The 15,689-nt window shown below is 68.7% G+C and carries 15 protein-coding genes; 6 read left to right on the top strand and 9 right to left on the bottom strand.

All coding sequences use genetic code 11. The features are described from left to right. Nucleotides 1–137: 137 nt before the first annotated feature. Complete coding sequence (locus tag ACWZJV_RS15065) at nucleotides 138–1,097, bottom strand: helix-turn-helix domain-containing protein (RefSeq protein WP_008355759.1); 960 nt, start codon at nucleotides 1,095–1,097, stop codon at nucleotides 138–140. 138 nt (nucleotides 1,098–1,235) lie between these two features. On the opposite strand from ACWZJV_RS15065, the gene ACWZJV_RS15060 reads away from it, so the two are divergent. Beyond that, nucleotides 1,236–1,766, top strand: coding sequence for a Dps family protein (locus tag ACWZJV_RS15060; protein ID WP_008355758.1), 531 nt, complete (start codon nucleotides 1,236–1,238; stop codon nucleotides 1,764–1,766). A 57-nt stretch (nucleotides 1,767–1,823) separates the two neighbouring features. Here the strand turns inward: ACWZJV_RS15060 and ACWZJV_RS15055 are convergent, their stop codons facing one another. The 4 genes from ACWZJV_RS15055 to ACWZJV_RS15040 form a co-directional block, all read right to left on the bottom strand. Continuing rightward, nucleotides 1,824–3,026, bottom strand: a complete 1,203-nt coding sequence (locus tag ACWZJV_RS15055) for an NAD(P)/FAD-dependent oxidoreductase (protein ID WP_457176835.1) — start codon at nucleotides 3,024–3,026, stop codon at nucleotides 1,824–1,826. Continuing rightward, complete coding sequence (locus ACWZJV_RS15050; protein WP_008355755.1) at nucleotides 3,023–3,385, bottom strand: non-heme iron oxygenase ferredoxin subunit; 363 nt, start codon at nucleotides 3,383–3,385, stop codon at nucleotides 3,023–3,025. Before ACWZJV_RS15050 ends, ACWZJV_RS15055 begins: the two co-directional genes overlap by 4 nt. 79 nt (nucleotides 3,386–3,464) lie before the next feature. Beyond that, nucleotides 3,465–4,328: an alpha/beta hydrolase family protein gene (locus ACWZJV_RS15045; RefSeq protein ID WP_307785712.1), complete on the bottom strand. Its 864-nt coding sequence runs from the start codon at nucleotides 4,326–4,328 to the stop codon at nucleotides 3,465–3,467. Nucleotides 4,329–4,520: 192 nt separating this feature from the next. Continuing rightward, nucleotides 4,521–5,690, bottom strand: a complete 1,170-nt coding sequence (locus tag ACWZJV_RS15040; protein ID WP_457176832.1) for a glycoside hydrolase family 19 protein — start codon at nucleotides 5,688–5,690, stop codon at nucleotides 4,521–4,523. Between the two features lie 166 nt (nucleotides 5,691–5,856). Between ACWZJV_RS15040 and ACWZJV_RS15035 the strand changes: the two genes are divergently transcribed. The 3 genes from ACWZJV_RS15035 to ACWZJV_RS15025 all read left to right on the top strand — a co-directional run bounded on the left by ACWZJV_RS15035 (nucleotide 5,857) and on the right by ACWZJV_RS15025 (nucleotide 9,072). Then, entirely contained in the window at nucleotides 5,857–7,017 is a 1,161-nt protein-coding gene (locus ACWZJV_RS15035) for an ROK family transcriptional regulator (protein ID WP_196876023.1), read from the top strand. A 73-nt stretch (nucleotides 7,018–7,090) separates the two neighbouring features. Continuing rightward, nucleotides 7,091–7,501, top strand: a complete 411-nt coding sequence (locus ACWZJV_RS15030; protein WP_457176830.1) for a hypothetical protein — start codon at nucleotides 7,091–7,093, stop codon at nucleotides 7,499–7,501. After that, nucleotides 7,498–9,072 carry a multicopper oxidase family protein gene (locus tag ACWZJV_RS15025; protein ID WP_457176828.1) on the top strand — a complete coding sequence of 525 codons (1,575 nt, stop codon included), beginning with the start codon at nucleotides 7,498–7,500 and terminating at the stop codon, nucleotides 9,070–9,072. The genes ACWZJV_RS15030 and ACWZJV_RS15025 overlap by 4 nt, the downstream gene beginning before the upstream one ends. Before the next feature lie 8 nt (nucleotides 9,073–9,080). Here ACWZJV_RS15025 and ACWZJV_RS15020 read toward each other — a convergent pair whose 3' ends face one another. Continuing rightward, the gene (locus ACWZJV_RS15020; protein ID WP_008355744.1) at nucleotides 9,081–9,446 is read right to left on the bottom strand and encodes a DoxX family protein; all 366 of its coding nucleotides are present in this window, start codon (nucleotides 9,444–9,446) and stop codon (nucleotides 9,081–9,083) included. A gap of 115 nt (nucleotides 9,447–9,561) precedes the next feature. Here ACWZJV_RS15020 and ACWZJV_RS15015 point away from each other — a divergent pair, with 115 nt between their 5' ends. Then, the gene (locus ACWZJV_RS15015) at nucleotides 9,562–9,939 is read left to right on the top strand and encodes a winged helix-turn-helix transcriptional regulator (protein WP_008355743.1); all 378 of its coding nucleotides are present in this window, start codon (nucleotides 9,562–9,564) and stop codon (nucleotides 9,937–9,939) included. Here the strand turns inward: ACWZJV_RS15015 and ACWZJV_RS15010 are convergent, their stop codons facing one another. The 3 genes from ACWZJV_RS15010 to ACWZJV_RS15000 form a co-directional block, all read right to left on the bottom strand. Beyond that, a complete protein-coding gene (locus tag ACWZJV_RS15010) occupies nucleotides 9,940–11,643 on the bottom strand; it encodes a cation:proton antiporter (protein ID WP_457176826.1) in 1,704 nt (567 codons plus the stop codon). A gap of 294 nt (nucleotides 11,644–11,937) precedes the next feature. Further along, complete coding sequence (locus tag ACWZJV_RS15005) at nucleotides 11,938–13,341, bottom strand: hypothetical protein (protein WP_457176824.1); 1,404 nt, start codon at nucleotides 13,339–13,341, stop codon at nucleotides 11,938–11,940. Between the two features lie 106 nt (nucleotides 13,342–13,447). Then, nucleotides 13,448–14,110, bottom strand: coding sequence for a hypothetical protein (locus tag ACWZJV_RS15000; protein WP_457176822.1), 663 nt, complete (start codon nucleotides 14,108–14,110; stop codon nucleotides 13,448–13,450). Between the two features lie 577 nt (nucleotides 14,111–14,687). Here ACWZJV_RS15000 and ACWZJV_RS14995 point away from each other — a divergent pair. Continuing rightward, a complete protein-coding gene (locus ACWZJV_RS14995) occupies nucleotides 14,688–15,689 on the top strand; it encodes a hypothetical protein (protein ID WP_457176820.1) in 1,002 nt (333 codons plus the stop codon).

The raw sequence follows: 15,689 nt of genomic DNA, 5'->3' as shown, positions 1-15,689 counted from the left end.
ATCTTTGGTGGACTTGTCACCCTTTCGCGCCGAGAAGTGACTTCTGGGCGCCGAGAAGTGACTTGTGGCGTACGAAACTCGACTTTCGTTCGCCACAACTGACGACTCGGCCGCCACAAGTGCGGACTCGGCTGAGGTCAGGCGCGGGCGGCGCGGCGTACGTCTCCGGCGGCGACTCCGAAGCGCTTGCGGAAGGCCTGGGAGAAGTGGGAGGCGGAGGTGAAGCCGCACTTCTCGGCGACGTCGACGGTGCGGATGGCCGGGTCCGAGCCGGTGGCGAGCATCGCGTAGGCGAGCTCGAGGCGGCGGCCGAGGATGTGGCGAGGGACGCTGGTGCCGGCGTCGGCGAAGAGCCGGGAGAGGTGGCGCTCCGAGATGCCGGCGCCCGCGGCGACGGCGGTCGCGGAGAGGCCGGGGTCGGCGAGGTGGTCCTCGATGAACGCCTTCGCCGCGGCCCGGTGGGCGGTGGCCAGGGAGACCTTCCCGTCGGTGGCGATCACCGAGATCAGGTCGAGCACGGCGCCCTCGTCGGCGGGTACGGGGTCGTTGGGCCGCAGCGCGCGGCCGACCATCTGTACCAGGGCTCGCCCGTGCGGGTCCTGGCCGCGACCGGCGTCGAGAACCAGCGGCGACGGCATCGACGCGATCCCGGTGCGGGCCGCGAAGGCCTCCACCGGAACCTTGACCGCGAGCTCCTCGAGCCCGTGCCCGAAGCCGCGCAGGAACGGCGCGTCGACGTCGCACACGATCAGCTGGCCGGGCCGGATGACCTGGCGGCGGCCGGCGTACTCGAGGATCGCCTCACCACGGAGGCTGGCATAGACGGCGATCGACCTGGCGGGGATCTCCTTGACGAGGCTGGCCGGGCGCTCGACGACGTGGCGGGTGGCCCGGACCCGCGCCAGATGGATCTCGTCGAGCTGCAGGTTGACCTCCTGCGCCTCGAACCCATGGCCCTCGATGGGCCGGCAGGAGAGCGCGACCAGCGCGCAGGCGTTGTGGCGTTCCCAGGCCTCGACCTGCGCATCCGCGCTCAGCCGGCTGGTCTCGAAGACCTCCGGGCGGCGAACCCGTGCGACGAGGGGAGATTGCGGCACGAAACGACTCTACGGCGTGCCCGTATGCCAAGGCGATGACTTAGGGAAGACTTACCTTTCTGGAATCGTTCAAGAAAAGGTGGCACAGTGGGTGTCACCACGAAAGTCCGACACTTCAATCTGGGGGACCCACCGAACATGGCCACGAAGACCGACACGAGCAGCGCCACGCACACCTCGCACCCCGCGTTCATCCCGAGCCCGGCGTTCGCGACCCAGATGCAGCGCCTGCTCGTCGATCTGACCGAGCTCAGCCTGCAGGGCAAGCAGCTGCACTGGAACGTCGTGGGCAAGAACTTCCGCGACATGCACCTCGTCCTCGACGAGGTCGTCGACGCCGCCCGTGACTTCACCGACGAGGTCGCCGAGCGCATGCGCGCGCTCTACATCCTCCCCGACGGCCGCACCGGCACCGTCGCCGAGGACACCACCCTCGCGCCGCTCCCGGCGACCGAGGTCGACACCGCGACCGCCGCCGACCTCGCCGCCGCCGCGCTCTACGCGACCTCGAAGACCGCCCGCGAGATCCACGACGACATCGACGCCGAGGACCCGACGACCGCCGACCTGCTCCACGCGATCATCACCCGGGTCGAGCAGCTCGCCTGGTTCATCGACTCCGAGAACCGCGTCGCCAACCAGTCCAAGCCCGCTCAGCTGACGGTCTGATCTTTCCCTGAGGACGGCGTCCCGCGACTTCCGCGGGGCGCCGTCCTTCGCTGTCCACTACCTCCGCAGCAGACTCCGAAGGTTCTGCGTGGGATCGGCGAGATCAGAGGCCCGTACGTCGACACCCCGGTCGATCATCCGGCGCGCCGCGCGCACGGCGTTGGGGTCGTCGACCGCGACCGCGCCGATGACGCGCTCACCGCGCAGCGTGAACACGGCGAAGGGCGGCTCGCCGACCACGCCGCGTACGACGGCCTGGTGCTGGGCGTCCGGCGAGCGCATCTCGCCGACCCCCTCGACGTGGAGACCGTAGCGGTCCGACCACCACCAGGGCGCCGTGGCGGGCGCGGGCTCGGCTCCGAGGATCGTCGCCGCCGCCCTCGCCCCGTCGACCTGGGCGGCCTCCCAGTGCTCGGGCCGGTGGTGATCACGGAGCCGGGCGCAGTCGCCGACCGCGAGCACCGCCGGGTGGCTGGTCACCTGGCCGGAGTCGACGAGGATGCCGCGCGAGGTCTCCAGGCCCGCTTCCTCGGCGAGTGCCGTCTCGGGGACCAGGCCGACGGCCAGGAGCACGGCGTCGAACTCGCGCGAGTCCGGCTCGCCCTTCAGCTGCGCCGCGACGCCGGTCGGGGTCTCGAGCAGCGTCTCCACCGTGGTCGTCAGCGTCTCCACCCCGTGGTCGGCGTGCAGGGCGTGCAACCAGGTCGCCACCTCGATCCCGACGGCAGCGGCGAGAGGCGGCGAGAGCGGGTCGACCAGCACGACCTCGGCCCCCAGCCCGCGCGCGGTCGAGGCGACCTCGGCCCCGATCAGGCCACCACCGACGATCAGCAACCGTGCCCCCGGCACCAGCTGCGTACGCAGCCGGTCGGCGTCCGCGACGTCCCGCAGCACGTGGCTCGGGGATCCGAGCGCGGGCCGTACCGCGCGACCACCGGTGGCGAGCACGATCCGGTCGGCGGTCAGCACGCGTCCGTCGGCGAGCTCGACCTCCCCTGCGTCCGGGCGTAGGGCGGCGGCGACGGCTCCCCCGATCAACGAGATCCGCTGCTCGGCGTACCACTCCGGAGACTGCAGCGCGATCGAGTCGAGATCGCGGCTGCCGGCGAGATACTCCTTGGACAGCGGCGGACGGTCATAGGGAAGAACATCGGCCGAGAGGAGCGTCAGGTCACCGACGTACCCGTTCTTGCGCAGCTCCGCGACCGTCGACACCCCGGCGATGCCGCCACCGACGACGACGACCGAGGAGACCGTCACGGCCTCTCGCCGGGGAAGAGGTAGATCTCCCCGTCACGCACCTCGACCCGATGCGGCACGGTGTCGCGGGTGGCCGGGAGGCCGTCGACCTTGCCGGTCTTGAGGTTGAACCGCGAGGAGTGGAGCGGGCACTCGACGTCGCCGTCCTCGACCCAGCCCTCGGCCAGCGATGCGGTCTCGTGGGTGCAGGTGTCGTTGAGGGCCCAGCAGGTGCCGTCGTCGTCGCGCAGGATGGCGATGTCGTCCTCGGTGCCGGTGATGTCCGAGGAGATGGCGATGCCCTCACCCTCCGGGATGTCGTCGACGGACGCGACGCGGATGCCTGTGCTGTTTCCGCCGTTTCCACTATTTCCGGTCATGCCCCCATCTTCCAACGTGGACCACGAAGAACCGGCCACCTCCCCCGGGGTGGCCGGTTCTGGGGTCGCGACCGAGGGGTCAGTCGGGGCAGGTGTTGCGGTAGTCGGACAGGTAGATCGAGGACGGCGCCGGGCAGAGGAACTGCGAGTAGCGGGTGTCGTCGTCGACGTACCTCTTCAGCCAGGTGACGAACAGGCGCCCTTGCCAGTCGTCGTCGGTGTTGGCGATGAAGTGGTCGCCGTTGTTGATCTCGCCGTACGCCTTCTCCCGCGCCCCGGTCATCGAGGTGTAGAACGGGATCGAGTGCGAGGCGACGGGCGCGACCGAATCGTTCTCCGCGCCGATGATCATGGTCGGGATCTGGATGCCGGGCCAGGTCTTGTCAGTGTGCCAGGGCTGGAGCGCAACCGCGGCCTTGATCGAGGAGTCCTGGTTGGCCGCTGCGAGCGTGCCGCCGCCGCCCATGGAGTGGCCGGAGACCGCGATCCGGGTCTCGTCCAGGCGCGAGGCGACGGTTGAGGAGGCGCTGTTCTTCAGGTAGGAGACCGCCGCCAGGATCTGCGAGCCGCGACTGTCGGGCTGGTCGTAGCGGGAGTTCGTGTCGATGGCGAAGACCACGAACCCGTGCGAGGCCACCCGGCGCGCGACCGAGGAGTAGGACGACGAGGAGGCCGTGTAGCCGGGAGCGAGGACGACACCGCCGAACGTCCCCTGGGTCGTCGACGTCGGGTAGTAGATCGTCCCGCCGCCGAAGCCGGTGACCAGCGAGGACACCGACGTCGAGGAGAGGGAGAACGTGCCGTTGTCCAGGACGCTGGCGGACGTCGGGTCCGGCCCGCGCTCGTAAGGGCTCTCCGCTTCGGCCGGCGCGACCAGACCGAAGAGGGGGAGAGTGACGGCCGCGGCGACCGCGGCGATTCGGAGAGAGAGTGATCTGAGCACCGAGCATGCTCCTTCGTCCGTCCGGCCCCGGGCTGTCCGGGGTTCCGGTTGCTCATCGAAGGTAGGGGCGCGGCCGGTCGCCCGGCACCGGCACAGAGGCAGAACCTGTTTGGGCGGCTGTCACAAAACAGAAACAAGCGGCGTACGCAGGTGGGGCTGCGTACGCCGCCGGTTTCTGTGCAGAGTGTGGCGTCAGCAGTACAGATTTCCGCCCGGGTCCACCCCGAGCAGCGAGGTGACCTCGCGGTAGTTGTCGACGCGGCTCTGCACCTGGGCCGGGTTGCCGCCGTTGCACTCGATGGCGCCGTTGATGGACCGGATGGTCTCGCCGAAGCCGGCGCCGTTGACCATCGCCGCGTGCGGGGTCATGGTGCCCGGGCCGTTCTGGGTGTTCCAGTACCAGAGCCCGGTCTTCCAGGCGACCGCCGGATCGGTGGCGACCAGGTTGGGGTTGTTCAGCAGGTCGATCCCGAGCGCGTCCCCGGCGGCCTTGTAGTTGAAGTTCCAGCTCAGCTGGACCGGGCCGCGACCGTAGTACTGGTCGTTGCCGGCCGGGCAACCGTAGGGCTGGGACGTGTCGCAGTAGTGCGGGTAGTTGGCCTGGTTCTGCTCCACGACGTAGAGCAGGTCACCGGTCTCGTGGGCGACGTTGGCGACGAACGCGGCGGCCTCGCGCTTCTGGGTCGCCTCGTCCCCAGCATTGGTGAACTCCGGATAGGCGCTGAGCGCCTCGACGAGCCCTGCGTACGTGTAGAAGGGGTTGCGGTTGGGGAAGAGCTGGTTGAACTGCGCCTCGCTGACCGGGAACTCTCCGGCCACCGGCGCCGGCGACTCCGGGTCGGTGGCGGTGCCGCCGATGTTCACGTCGATGCAGGCGTAGAAGGCGTTCGCGGTGTCGGCGACGTTCCAGACCGCGAGCACCTTCTGGCGGCCGGTGAAGGACCCGAAGTCGACCTGGTGCTCGACGGTGGCCGGCGGCTGCGCGCCGCCGTCGTCGAACTCGGCGATCTTGGTGCCACCGATGAAGTACTGCCAGGTGCTGGTGCTGTGCCGGGCGCTCAGCGACCAGCTGAAGGTCTGGCTCCGGCCGACGGGCGTGACCTGCCAGTTCTTCGAGTCGTCGTCGAGCTCGGCGAACCGGGCGTTGCCGCCGGAGCAGCTGGTCAGGCCCTTGGGGCCCTCGACGCTCTGCGGTTCGTACTTGATGTCACCGCACTCCACGGTGCCGGCAGCACACTGTGCCTGCCGGCTCGGGGGGTTCGAGATGTAGCCGTGCGCACTTGCGGGGCTCGTCGGCACCATGGCCAGGACGGGCGCCAGCAAGATCCCGCCGAGAACGGCGATCTTCGTTGTAGTACGCATTCCAAACTCCTTGAGGGGGTTGAGATGGATGGCGATCGAAGCCCCTACTGTAAGGTTCCTTTACAGTTACCGTCTAGACCCGGCGTGGACAGACACCGGCGGGAGCGCTGCAATTGTTAGGTTGGTTTTCCGTACGCCACCCTCCCCCTCGAAAGGAGCGCCGCCGATGTCAAGAGCACCCAAGACACACCTGATCCGCGACACGAACGACCGCGCGGCGCTCGACCTGATGCTCTCGAACGGGCCGGTGACGAAGACCCGGCTCGGCGAGCTCGTCGGCCTCTCGAAGGTGACCGCCGGACAGCTGCTGACCCGGCTCGGCGAGCGCGGCCTCGTCGAGGTGGTCGGGGCCCAGCAGGGCGGCCGCGGCCCCAACGCGGCGCTCTACGGGGTGGTCCCCTCGGCCGGCTACGTCGCGGCCCTCCACATCGGACCCGACCAGATCACCGCGTCGGTCGCCGACATCACCGGCACCGAGCTGGCCACCGGCGAGCTCGACCCCCACGAGGCCTCCGACCCGGTCGAGGCGGTGCGGGCCACCGTCGCCAACGCCACCCGGAGCGCTGGCATCACCATGGCGCAGCTCCGCTGCCTCTCGATCGGCACGCCCGGCATGATCGACCCGCGCACGGGCGACATCCGGTTCGCCAACGACCTGCCCGACTGGCGCGCGGGCGTCCTGGAGGACCTCCGCCGCAGCTTCCAGCGGCCGATACTGATCGAGAACGACGTCAACCTGGCCGGGCTCGCGGAGCAGTCCGCCGGCGCGTCCCACGGCGTCAAGGACTCGGTGCTCGCCTGGATCGACCGCGGCCTGGGTCTCGCGGTGATCGTCGACGGCCGCCTCCATCGCGGCGCCGGCGGTGGCGCCGGCGAGATCGGCTATCTCGCGGTCCCCGGCGCCTCCACGCCGCACGGCACCGACAGCCCGCAGCACGCCGCCTTCCAGTCACTGGTCAGCGTCGAGGCGATGGACACCCTCGCCCGCGCGTTCGGACTGAGCGGCGACGGTGTGGACTGCGTACGCTCCGCGGTCGGGGGCGACCCCGACGCCGAGCCGTTCCTCGACGAGCTGGCCCGAAGGCTCGCCCTCGGCCTGGCCGGCATCTGCGTGGTACTCGACCCCGAGCTGTGCGTGCTCGCGGGCGAGGTCGGGCGTGCCGGCGGGCCGGTCCTGGCCGACCGCGTGCAGAAGGCGATCGCCTCCCTCGGCCCCAACGTCCCCACGGTCGTCCCCACCGAGATCTCCGGCGACCCGGTGCTCCGCGGCGCCCTGCAGATGGGCCTCGACACGGCCCGCGACGAGGTCTTCTCCAACCAGGGCTGACCCCGACGAGGACGCTCCGGCGATCAGGGGAACGCCCGATGCCATACGTACCTCGTCTACATATCGTCGAGGGGTGACCACAGAGATACGCCAGCGTCGACCACGCATCAGCCTCTTCTGCTTCCGAGCCGTCGCGGTGCTGATCGCGCTCTTCGCGATCGGCCAACCGATCTTCATCGGCTCCTACTTCTCGGGCACCTTCGAGGCCCTGGGGTTGCACTCGGCCGGCGCGGCGGCGCTGCAGGCGCTCGGCCTGCTGCTGCCGATCGCCGCAGGTGCCGTCGTCGCGATGCGCGGCCGCTGGTGGTTCCTCGTCTGGTCGGTCGTGCTCTTCCTCCTCATCCACGTCCAGGCGATCCTCGGCTACACCCGGGTCCTCCAGCTGCACGTCCCGGTCGGCGTGCTCACCGTCGGGATCGCGGTGGCCCTCGCCATCGCCTCGCTGCGTCGCAGCGCCGGCAGCCCGCGGGAGGTCCGGCGATGAGGCTCAGCCGACGGATGCTCCTCGGCGCAGGCCTGGCCGCTCCGGTCGCCGGATCGCTGGCCGCCTGCGGCGACGCCCCCGGACAGACCGGGAGGGTCCTGCGTAGCGCGGCGAAGCTGCCGGAGGCGTACGCGACGCCGTTGCCGTTGCCGCCGGTCAAGCGCCCGTCGGGTGGCCTGATCGAGATCGCCCAGCGCACCGCCTCGGTCGAGATCCTGCCCGGGCTGCGGACCGAGATGATGACGTACGACGGGGTCTTTCCCGGGCCGACGCTGGAGACCCGCCGCGGCCAGGCCGTGACCGTACGCCACACCAACTCGCTCACGCTGCCGACCGCGACGCATCTCCATGGCGGGCACACCCCCGCGGAGAGCGACGGCTGGCCGACGGATCTGCTGGTGCCGCCCGGCTTCGAGGCTCCTGCTCATCATGCCGGGCACGGGAGTGGGCACGGCGGCGGACACGGCGGGCACGAGGCGATGGCCGACCCGAAGGCGCAGGTCAGCACCGGAAAACGGGACTACCGCTATCCGCTCGAGCAGCCCGCCACGACGCTCTGGTACCACGACCACCGGATGGACTTCACCGCCCCGCAGGTGTGGCGTGGGCTGGCCGGCTTCCACATCATCCGCGACGACGAGGAGGACGCGCTCTCGCTGCCGCGGGGCGAGCGGGAGCTGCCGCTGATGATCGCCGACCGGGCCTTCGACGAGGACGGCGCGCTGCGCTACCCCGCGCTCGACCCGGAGCTCCTCGGCGAGCCCGGCGTCGAGGACCGCTACATGGCCGGCGTGCTCGGCGACGTCATCCTCGTCAACGGCGCCCCGTGGCCGGAGGCGGAGGTCGAGGCGGCGCAGTATCGGCTGCGGCTGCTCAACGCCTCCAACGCCCGCCGCTACGCGCTCAGCCTGCGTACCGCCGACGGCAAGCGGGTCGGGTTCACCCAGATCGGCTCCGACGGCGGACTGCTCGCCGCCCCGGTCGAGCACGACCAGATCACGATGGCCTCGGGCGAGCGCTTCGACGTCGTCGTCGACTTCCGTGGGCTGGCTCCCGGGACGACCGTCGAGCTGCGCAACGGTCTCGGCACCGACAGGACCGCTCAGGTGATGCGGTTCCGGATCACCCGGCGCGCGACCGACGACGTCCGGCTCCCCGAGAGGCTCGCCGACGTACCCGAGCCCGAGAGGCCCGACGGCGCGGTCGTCCGCAGGTGGCACTTCCGCCAGGCCAGCGTCCACGGCCGCCGCGGCTGGGGGATCAACGGCAAGCCGTTCGACCCGGCCGTCCCTCAGGCCCAGGTGCCGCTGGGCTCCACGGAGATCTGGGAGTTCTTCACCGACGCCCACCACCCCGTCCACGTCCACCTCTCGCCCTTCCAGGTCCTGCGCCGCGGCAACCGCGGCCCCGGCCCCATGGACCACGGCTGGAAGGACACCGTCGGCGTCCGTCCCTACGAGGCCGTCCGGGTCCGGGTCAGGTTCGAGAAGTACGCCGGCCGGTTCCTCATCCACTGCCACAACCTGGAGCACGAGGACATGGCGATGATGGCCGGCTTCGAGACAGTCTGAGCGTGGAGCTACCAGCGGGTGGCGAGGAACAGCGTGACCAGCGCCCACAGCACCAGCACACCGTTGAGCCACAGGTCTCCGCGCTCTCCGCGCGAGAGGTGGAAGACCGTGGCGAGCACCTGCACCAGAGCCAGCCCTCCTGCCGCCCAGAACGCCAGGCTCGGGGCGATGCCCGTCAGCGGCGGCAGGATCAGCCCCAGTGCGCCGGCGACTTCGACCACGCCGATGGCCCTGACGCCGGCCATCGGGATCGCCGTGCCGGCCCACCCCATCATCGGCGCCAGCTGCTCCTGGCTCCGGACGATCTTGATTCCGCCCGAGTAGAGGTAGAACGCCGCGAGCAACCCGGCGACGATCCAGTACGCGACCACCATGTCGAACTCCTTGGTTACGATGAGTAACTAACCGATCGAGAATTCAGCATGGACGGGTTTCGAGAGGCGTACAAAAGGCACATCGGTGTGCCTGAGGAGCGGCGGGAGCGGGCGCATGTCGGACTACGAGAAGGTCTGCCTGATCAGGGGCGATGGCGGGAGCGCGATCCGCGGCATCCTCGACCGCATCGGCGACAAGTGGAGCCTGCTGGTGATCGCCACGCTGGACGGCGGTCGGCTGCGGTTCGGGGATCTGAAGCAGCGCGTCCCGGGCATCTCGCAGCGCATGCTCACGCTCACCCTGCGCCACCTGGAACGCGACGGGCTGGTGAGCCGGACGAGCTACCCGGAGGTGCCACCGCGGGTGGAGTACGAGCTGACCGGCATGGGCAGGACGCTCGTCGGCCCCGCCGTCACCTTGGCCGAGTGGGCGATCCGGCACAACCCGCTCATCGACGAGAACCGACGCTCCTACGACGCTCGTCAGGACTGATTAGACCTCGAGCCGCTTCTCCATGTCGTCGAGGATGGACTCGACCCTCGCGTACGTGTGGGAGCTGTAGGCGCCGATGCTGCGCTCGGCGGCGAGCGCCTCGCGCATCGCATCGAGGTAGCGCATCTGCAGGATCATCGTCTGCTCCATCACGGCGGGCCGCACTCGCGGCGCCTCCTGCACACCGGCGAGCACCCGCGGGAGGATGCGGTCCTTGAGCTTCGTCACCAGCTGCGGGTCGATCGGCTCGCCGTCGATGGTCTGCGACTCGAGCGGTCCGAGGGTGTCGACGGCCGACGCACCGACCTGCTGCAGCAGTGAGCGGAACGCGTTGTGCCTGTCCTTGGCGCTCTCCGGGGAGAACCGCAGCCGGCGGATCAGGGCCGGAAGGGTGAGGCCGAAGAGCACCAGGGTGATGAGCGCGACCAGGAAGGCGGCGAGCACGACGGTCGCCCGGTGGGAGGTGCCGGCCGGGATGGTCTGGGCGGCGGCGACCGTGACGACGCCGCGCATGCCGGCCCAGCCGATCGTCAGGAAGCCGCGCTTGGTGATCGGCTCGCGCTCCTCGAAGTCGATGTCCGCCCGGCCCCGCGCGAGCCGTCGCCGGGCCGCGGTGATCCGGGCGTCCTCCCGGTCGTCGGCAGGGGTCAGCGAGTCGAGCTTCTCCTCGAACTGGTCCAGGCGGGTGCGTACCTCTTCCTGGCTCTCCTCCCGGTCCCGCAGCGCGGGGCCGGCGAGGCCGGCGAACCGGAGCGCGACCAGCAGTCCGACGACGACCAGGACGAGCCCGGCCATCTCGCCGGGCGTGGTCTCGCCCTGCGCCGCGTCGACGAAGTCGGGCAGCTGGTAGCCCATCGCCAGGAAGACGCCGCTCTCCAGGATGAAGTTGAACGTGGTCCAGGTGGTGGCCTGGGTCTGCCGGTCGCGGGCGCTGAACCGGCGGCTGCCGAGTCCGCCTGTCACCAGCCCGGCGACGACCACCGCGAGCACGCCGGACGCGTCCAGCTCCTCGGCCGGGAAGTAGGCGATGAACGGCACCGCGAACGAGATCGTCGTGTTGAGCACCGGGTCATCCAGGCGCCGCCGGAGCTCGACGGTGAGCCAGCCGACGAGGCCACCGATCACGAGAGCGCCCAGCACCGCCCACCCGAACTCCAGCACCGTACGTCCCAGGGAGAACGACCCGGCGGCCGCGATCCCCGCGACGGCCGTCCGCAGGACCACGAGGGCGGACGCGTCGTTGACCAGGCTCTCGCCCTCCAGCACCGTCATCACCCGCGGCGGCAGCCCGACCCGGCGCCCGATCGCCGTCGCCGCGACCGCGTCGGTCGGGCTGACGACCGCGCCGAGCGCGACCGCGAGCGGGAACGAGATCTCGGGGAACAGCCAGTGCACCACCGCCCCGATCACCAGCGCCGAGACGATCACCATCACGACCGAGAGCCAGCTGATCAGCCGGAAGTTGCGCCGGAAGTCGATCACCGGCAGGTTGACCGCGGAGGAGTAGAGCAACGGCGGCAGTACGCCGGCCAGGATCAGCTCCGGATCGAGCTCGACCTCCGGCGCACCCGGCAGATAGCTCGCCCCGATCCCGAGCCCCACCAGCAGCAGCGGCGCCGCCACCCCCGTACGCCGCGCGAACACCGACGCCGCGATCATGATCACCAGCGCCGCCCCGACGATCAGCAACACGTGTTCGTCCACGTTCGGGAGTCTATGTTCGCGGACGGTGACTCGGCCGGAGGCAAGCGCGGTGGTAATCGTGGCGGCTGCGGTCGCACTATCGGCGGTAGATCGCTGGTGGCGCTACCACTGGGCACAGACAGTTCCGGGTCGCACTATCGGCGGCCCCGGCGGGGTGGTCCCACCGATAGAGGTAACTATCGGCGGAAGGCTGCCTGGTGACCCTCGATGAGAAGGAGGGTTCTCGAACGCACCCGGATCGGGCGCAGCGGCATCCCGCGCAGCCGCGAACAGGGCAGCAGTTGCTGCGCCTCGCTAGGTCAGCTCGAGCCGGCCGCTGGCGTTGATCAGTTGGTCTCGGATCTCGTCACGGCGTGATGGATCGGCTTGCACAAGGCGAAGGGCTTCGAACAACGTGACAGTGTCGATCACGAGTCCCCCGTCAGTTGCGTAGGCGTTGACGAGATCCTGATTGTTCGCGAACGGTTGGCCACGGTCGTACGGATCTCGCTGGCGGTTGTGGTTGGTGACGAACCATCGTGCGCTTGGTCGGCGCCCCTCGTCCGCGAGGAAACCTTCTGCCCATCTGCCAGTCGTGTAGAGGTCCGTTACCTTCGCGCCCTTGGTGTAACCCTTCACCTCAACGATGGCCACCCAGTTCGTGTCAGTTGTGGTGCGGACGCGGAGATCTTCGCGGCGCTGTCCCTGGGGCCAGACCTCGTCCATGTTCTGCACTTCGAACCCTAGGTCGGCCAGCGCCTGCTCCACTGCCCGCTCTAGGACCTCGCCGTCCTTGGTCAGAAGCGCGCGTTCGTACGCATCAGCCCGCTCGCCCGCAACCTCGAGTTCGGCGTCAAGGGCCTCGTGCTGGTTTCGTAGCTCGTCGATCTGGACCTGGATCTCGGCCTCGACTTGCTCTTTGCGTGCGATGATCTCGAGCTCGGCCGCCGACTTCCATGCGGGATCGTTGTCCCAGTCCGGGATCACTGGGAAGCGGGCCGGATCGAGCGTGTGCCAGTCCCGGAGCGCTTCCCTTAGCCATGCCGAGGTGTCTGGAACATCCCCAGGGATCACCCACACCGATGCCTTCTCAGACCGCTCGTAGCTACCGGCAAGGATGCAGTTCTCCGGCCCGAAGAGGAACGGTCTGAACTGGAGCTTTCCCGCAGCGTCGGACGATCCCGGCACCACAGAACGAGCGATCGAAGTGTGTCGCTTGCGCTTCTTCACCGCAGGCACCATGACTCGTCTGACCAAGTCAGCCAGGCCATCGGGCAAGACTTTGCTCTCACTTATGTGGCTGCCGACAATCCGATCCCTCTGGACGAGCGCAACCTGAGGCGTACCTCGGCCGCTGGGCGGATAAACATCCAGGGCTTGAGTCCGTCCGTATTGCTCTTCATCCATGATCAGGAGGAGACACAGATTCTCCGGGAACCACTGTCTCCACGAAAAGCCGGAGCGATCACCGGCTCGCTCGGCGGCTCCACCGAGAGGCAATCGATTGTTGATCGGCGCCTGGTCCGTGACGAGAACGTCCCACTCAGTCAGGTTCACCTCCTCATGAGAGGTGATCACCTTCACCGTCGGGACGAACCCTTGTAGCTGTTCGACGATGTCCTCGCTGAGCTTCACAACTGACAGATCGACAAGAACCCGCGGAGACACCTGACGAGTCAGAGGCTGGCCTGGGTGCACGCCAGCAGGATCGGTGTTCACAACCACTTATCTTGACCTAGAGCACCGACAACCGTGCTAGCTCCGCAGGAACGGCCCAGAGACCAGCGCTTGGCAGCGGCCATCACCGGTTGATCCGTGCCTCGTCTCAAACGTTCGCCCATTCGGCCAGACGCTCCGCACGAATACGACCATTCTCGTAGCGCAGCCGCTTGCCAGCGTTGAGCTTCTTGGCGATGTCGGCCAGGTCCAGCGGTCCTTGCCCACCCCAGCCGTTTCGGATCGCCTCGGTGACCAGCTGCTCGGGCACCAGCCGGTGACCACGGTCGCGAAGGTATGTCAGCGTCTGGACGGCATCGGAGCGCTCCCGTGAATCGGCTAGACCCTGATTCCGGATCGCCTCCCAGCTGATACCCGAGATCGCGGCCTTGATCGCCGCTGACGCTTCGGGGACAGCGGCAACGATCTGGCCCCCCAGGTGTTCGGCGCCGTGTGCAGTGATCCACGGCGCGTGAGATTTGTGTCCCCTCACGAGGACAACGCCGTCGACGTCGTAGCGGTGCTCGATCTCCAGGATCTCGTCGAGGTTGAGACACCATGCGATGACGATCCCTTGCGGACGCCCGGCGTACTTCGAGCGCCTACCGCCGACGGTGCCGATCGAGACCCCGCTCTTCAGCAGCCAGGGTGATGCGTCCACTGCGCCGGTGGACGGCGCCATCAAGGTGCCCAGGTTGGGTCCCGACCAGGCTCGCGCCAGGCTGAAGGAGTCCCTCAGCTCGCAGTGGGCGTCGATGTAAGCGCGTCGCATACCTCGCAACCCTATTGAGCACCACCGACATTTCCGACGCGCAACCGCAGGGGTTGCGGGCTTAGGATTCACGTGGGTCACGTCGGCACCCCCTCGACCGGCGGACCCAGCTCCAAAAGCACGGAGGGGCCGCAGCTCCTACGCTGCAGCCCCTCCATGGCCGGGAGTCCTGGGGGATCCTCCTCTCGGCAAGGTCACGTTTTCCCCTGCCTGAGGCCCAGGTGGCGGTCGATGTATCGGTTGACATCTACGCCCTCTTACGACTGGGTCGCCCTCGGTGCGCCCTGGGCCACAGGCCACCTGCTCCGGACTGGCTGCCCGGGTTAGTTCCTGTGCCATAGACGCCTTGCTGGGCGACTTACCACCATCATACCCCACGCCACCGACAGTTTTGAGGGCCAGACGCAGGGGTGTCCAGGGGCTAGCGAAAGTTCCGAAAATTGCCAGTCGTAGAGTAAGAGACGCTTACCGCTTTGCGGATTAGTCACTTATACTTTTGTGACATACCGAGATGGTCGCGGTGTGGTGAAGTATGAAGGACTCCATGTATATCGGATGAAGATGCTAAGGACGAAGCGTGTCTTCTGTGAACGTTGAAACCATCAAACCGTCGGCGCCACAGTGGTCACTCGACACCGCCAAGGGGCTCGAGCGCGACTCTGGGCGGCGCAAGGAGATCCCCGTCCGACGCTCTTTCGTTCGCGGCGACGACGGAGATCCATCCCCCATGGCCAGGCTGGTCTCCCGCGGCGGCCGGGGCGGCGAGGTGCCCTTGAAGCTCTACCTCGCGCTCATCTGGCGATGCTCCGCCAAGCCTTTCCAGACCAGCATCCTCGCCCGGAACTGGGCTACTCTCCTCGGGCTCGACGACCCGAACGGGCTCGGAGCCCGTCGAGTCACCAACGCCCTGAAGGTCCTCGAGCGCGAGCGCCTGGTTCAGCTCCAGCCCCGACGCGGCGACTCGACGATCATCACGTTGCTCAACGAGAGCGGCCGCGGTGAGCGCTACAGCCTGCCTTCCACTGCCGCAGCTCGAGCTCCTGGCGAACAGCAGTTGGCGGCCAACCTCTACTTCAAGATCCCCCTCGAGCTGTGGACCGAGGGCTACATCCAGTCGATGTCGACCGCCGCTGTCGCGATGCTCCTGGTGCTCCTCGACAGCCGCAACATCGACGGCCGCCGAACCTGGTGGAGCACCACACGGTTCCCCGAGCTGTTCAGCCTGAGCACCTCCATCCGCACCAAGGGCACCACCGAACTCATCAACTTCGGCCTACTCAGCGTTCGCAAGGAACTGGTCGCCGACACCCCTCAGTTCTCCTTCGGCCGCGACCGTGTCCGCAACACCTATGCGCTTCGGGGCGCCGCGCGTCCCGAAGACATGCGCGAGAAGGAGAAACCGAAGAAGGCCGCTGCGGGTGGGCGAAAGCGACTCACACGCCCAAGCGAGGTCACCGGCCGCAGAGCCACCACCACAGTCTCCGGACGGAGAGTCGTGCCAGTCTCCGGACGGAGAGTCGTGCCTGCCTCCGACACAGCCGACGAGGAATCCACGACCAGCGGGCCTGACCCCTTCTGA

The sequence above is a fragment of the Nocardioides sp. WG-D5 genome, from assembly GCF_054031175.1.
The sequence above is the reverse complement of the archived record's forward strand: the minus strand, read 5'-3'. Positions and strand labels throughout refer to the sequence as shown.

Coding starts and splice junctions, on each gene's coding strand:
- ACWZJV_RS15000 (WP_457176822.1), bottom strand. CDS start 14,110: ATGCGACGCGCTTACATCGACGCCCACTGCGAGCTGAGGGACTCCTTC.
- ACWZJV_RS15015 (WP_008355743.1), top strand. CDS start 9,562: ATGTCGGACTACGAGAAGGTCTGCCTGATCAGGGGCGATGGCGGGAGC.
- ACWZJV_RS15025 (WP_457176828.1), top strand. CDS start 7,498: ATGAGGCTCAGCCGACGGATGCTCCTCGGCGCAGGCCTGGCCGCTCCG.
- ACWZJV_RS15060 (WP_008355758.1), top strand. CDS start 1,236: ATGGCCACGAAGACCGACACGAGCAGCGCCACGCACACCTCGCACCCC.
- ACWZJV_RS15040 (WP_457176832.1), bottom strand. CDS start 5,690: ATGCGTACTACAACGAAGATCGCCGTTCTCGGCGGGATCTTGCTGGCG.
- ACWZJV_RS15020 (WP_008355744.1), bottom strand. CDS start 9,446: ATGGTGGTCGCGTACTGGATCGTCGCCGGGTTGCTCGCGGCGTTCTAC.
- ACWZJV_RS15050 (WP_008355755.1), bottom strand. CDS start 3,385: ATGACCGGAAATAGTGGAAACGGCGGAAACAGCACAGGCATCCGCGTC.
- ACWZJV_RS15035 (WP_196876023.1), top strand. CDS start 5,857: ATGTCAAGAGCACCCAAGACACACCTGATCCGCGACACGAACGACCGC.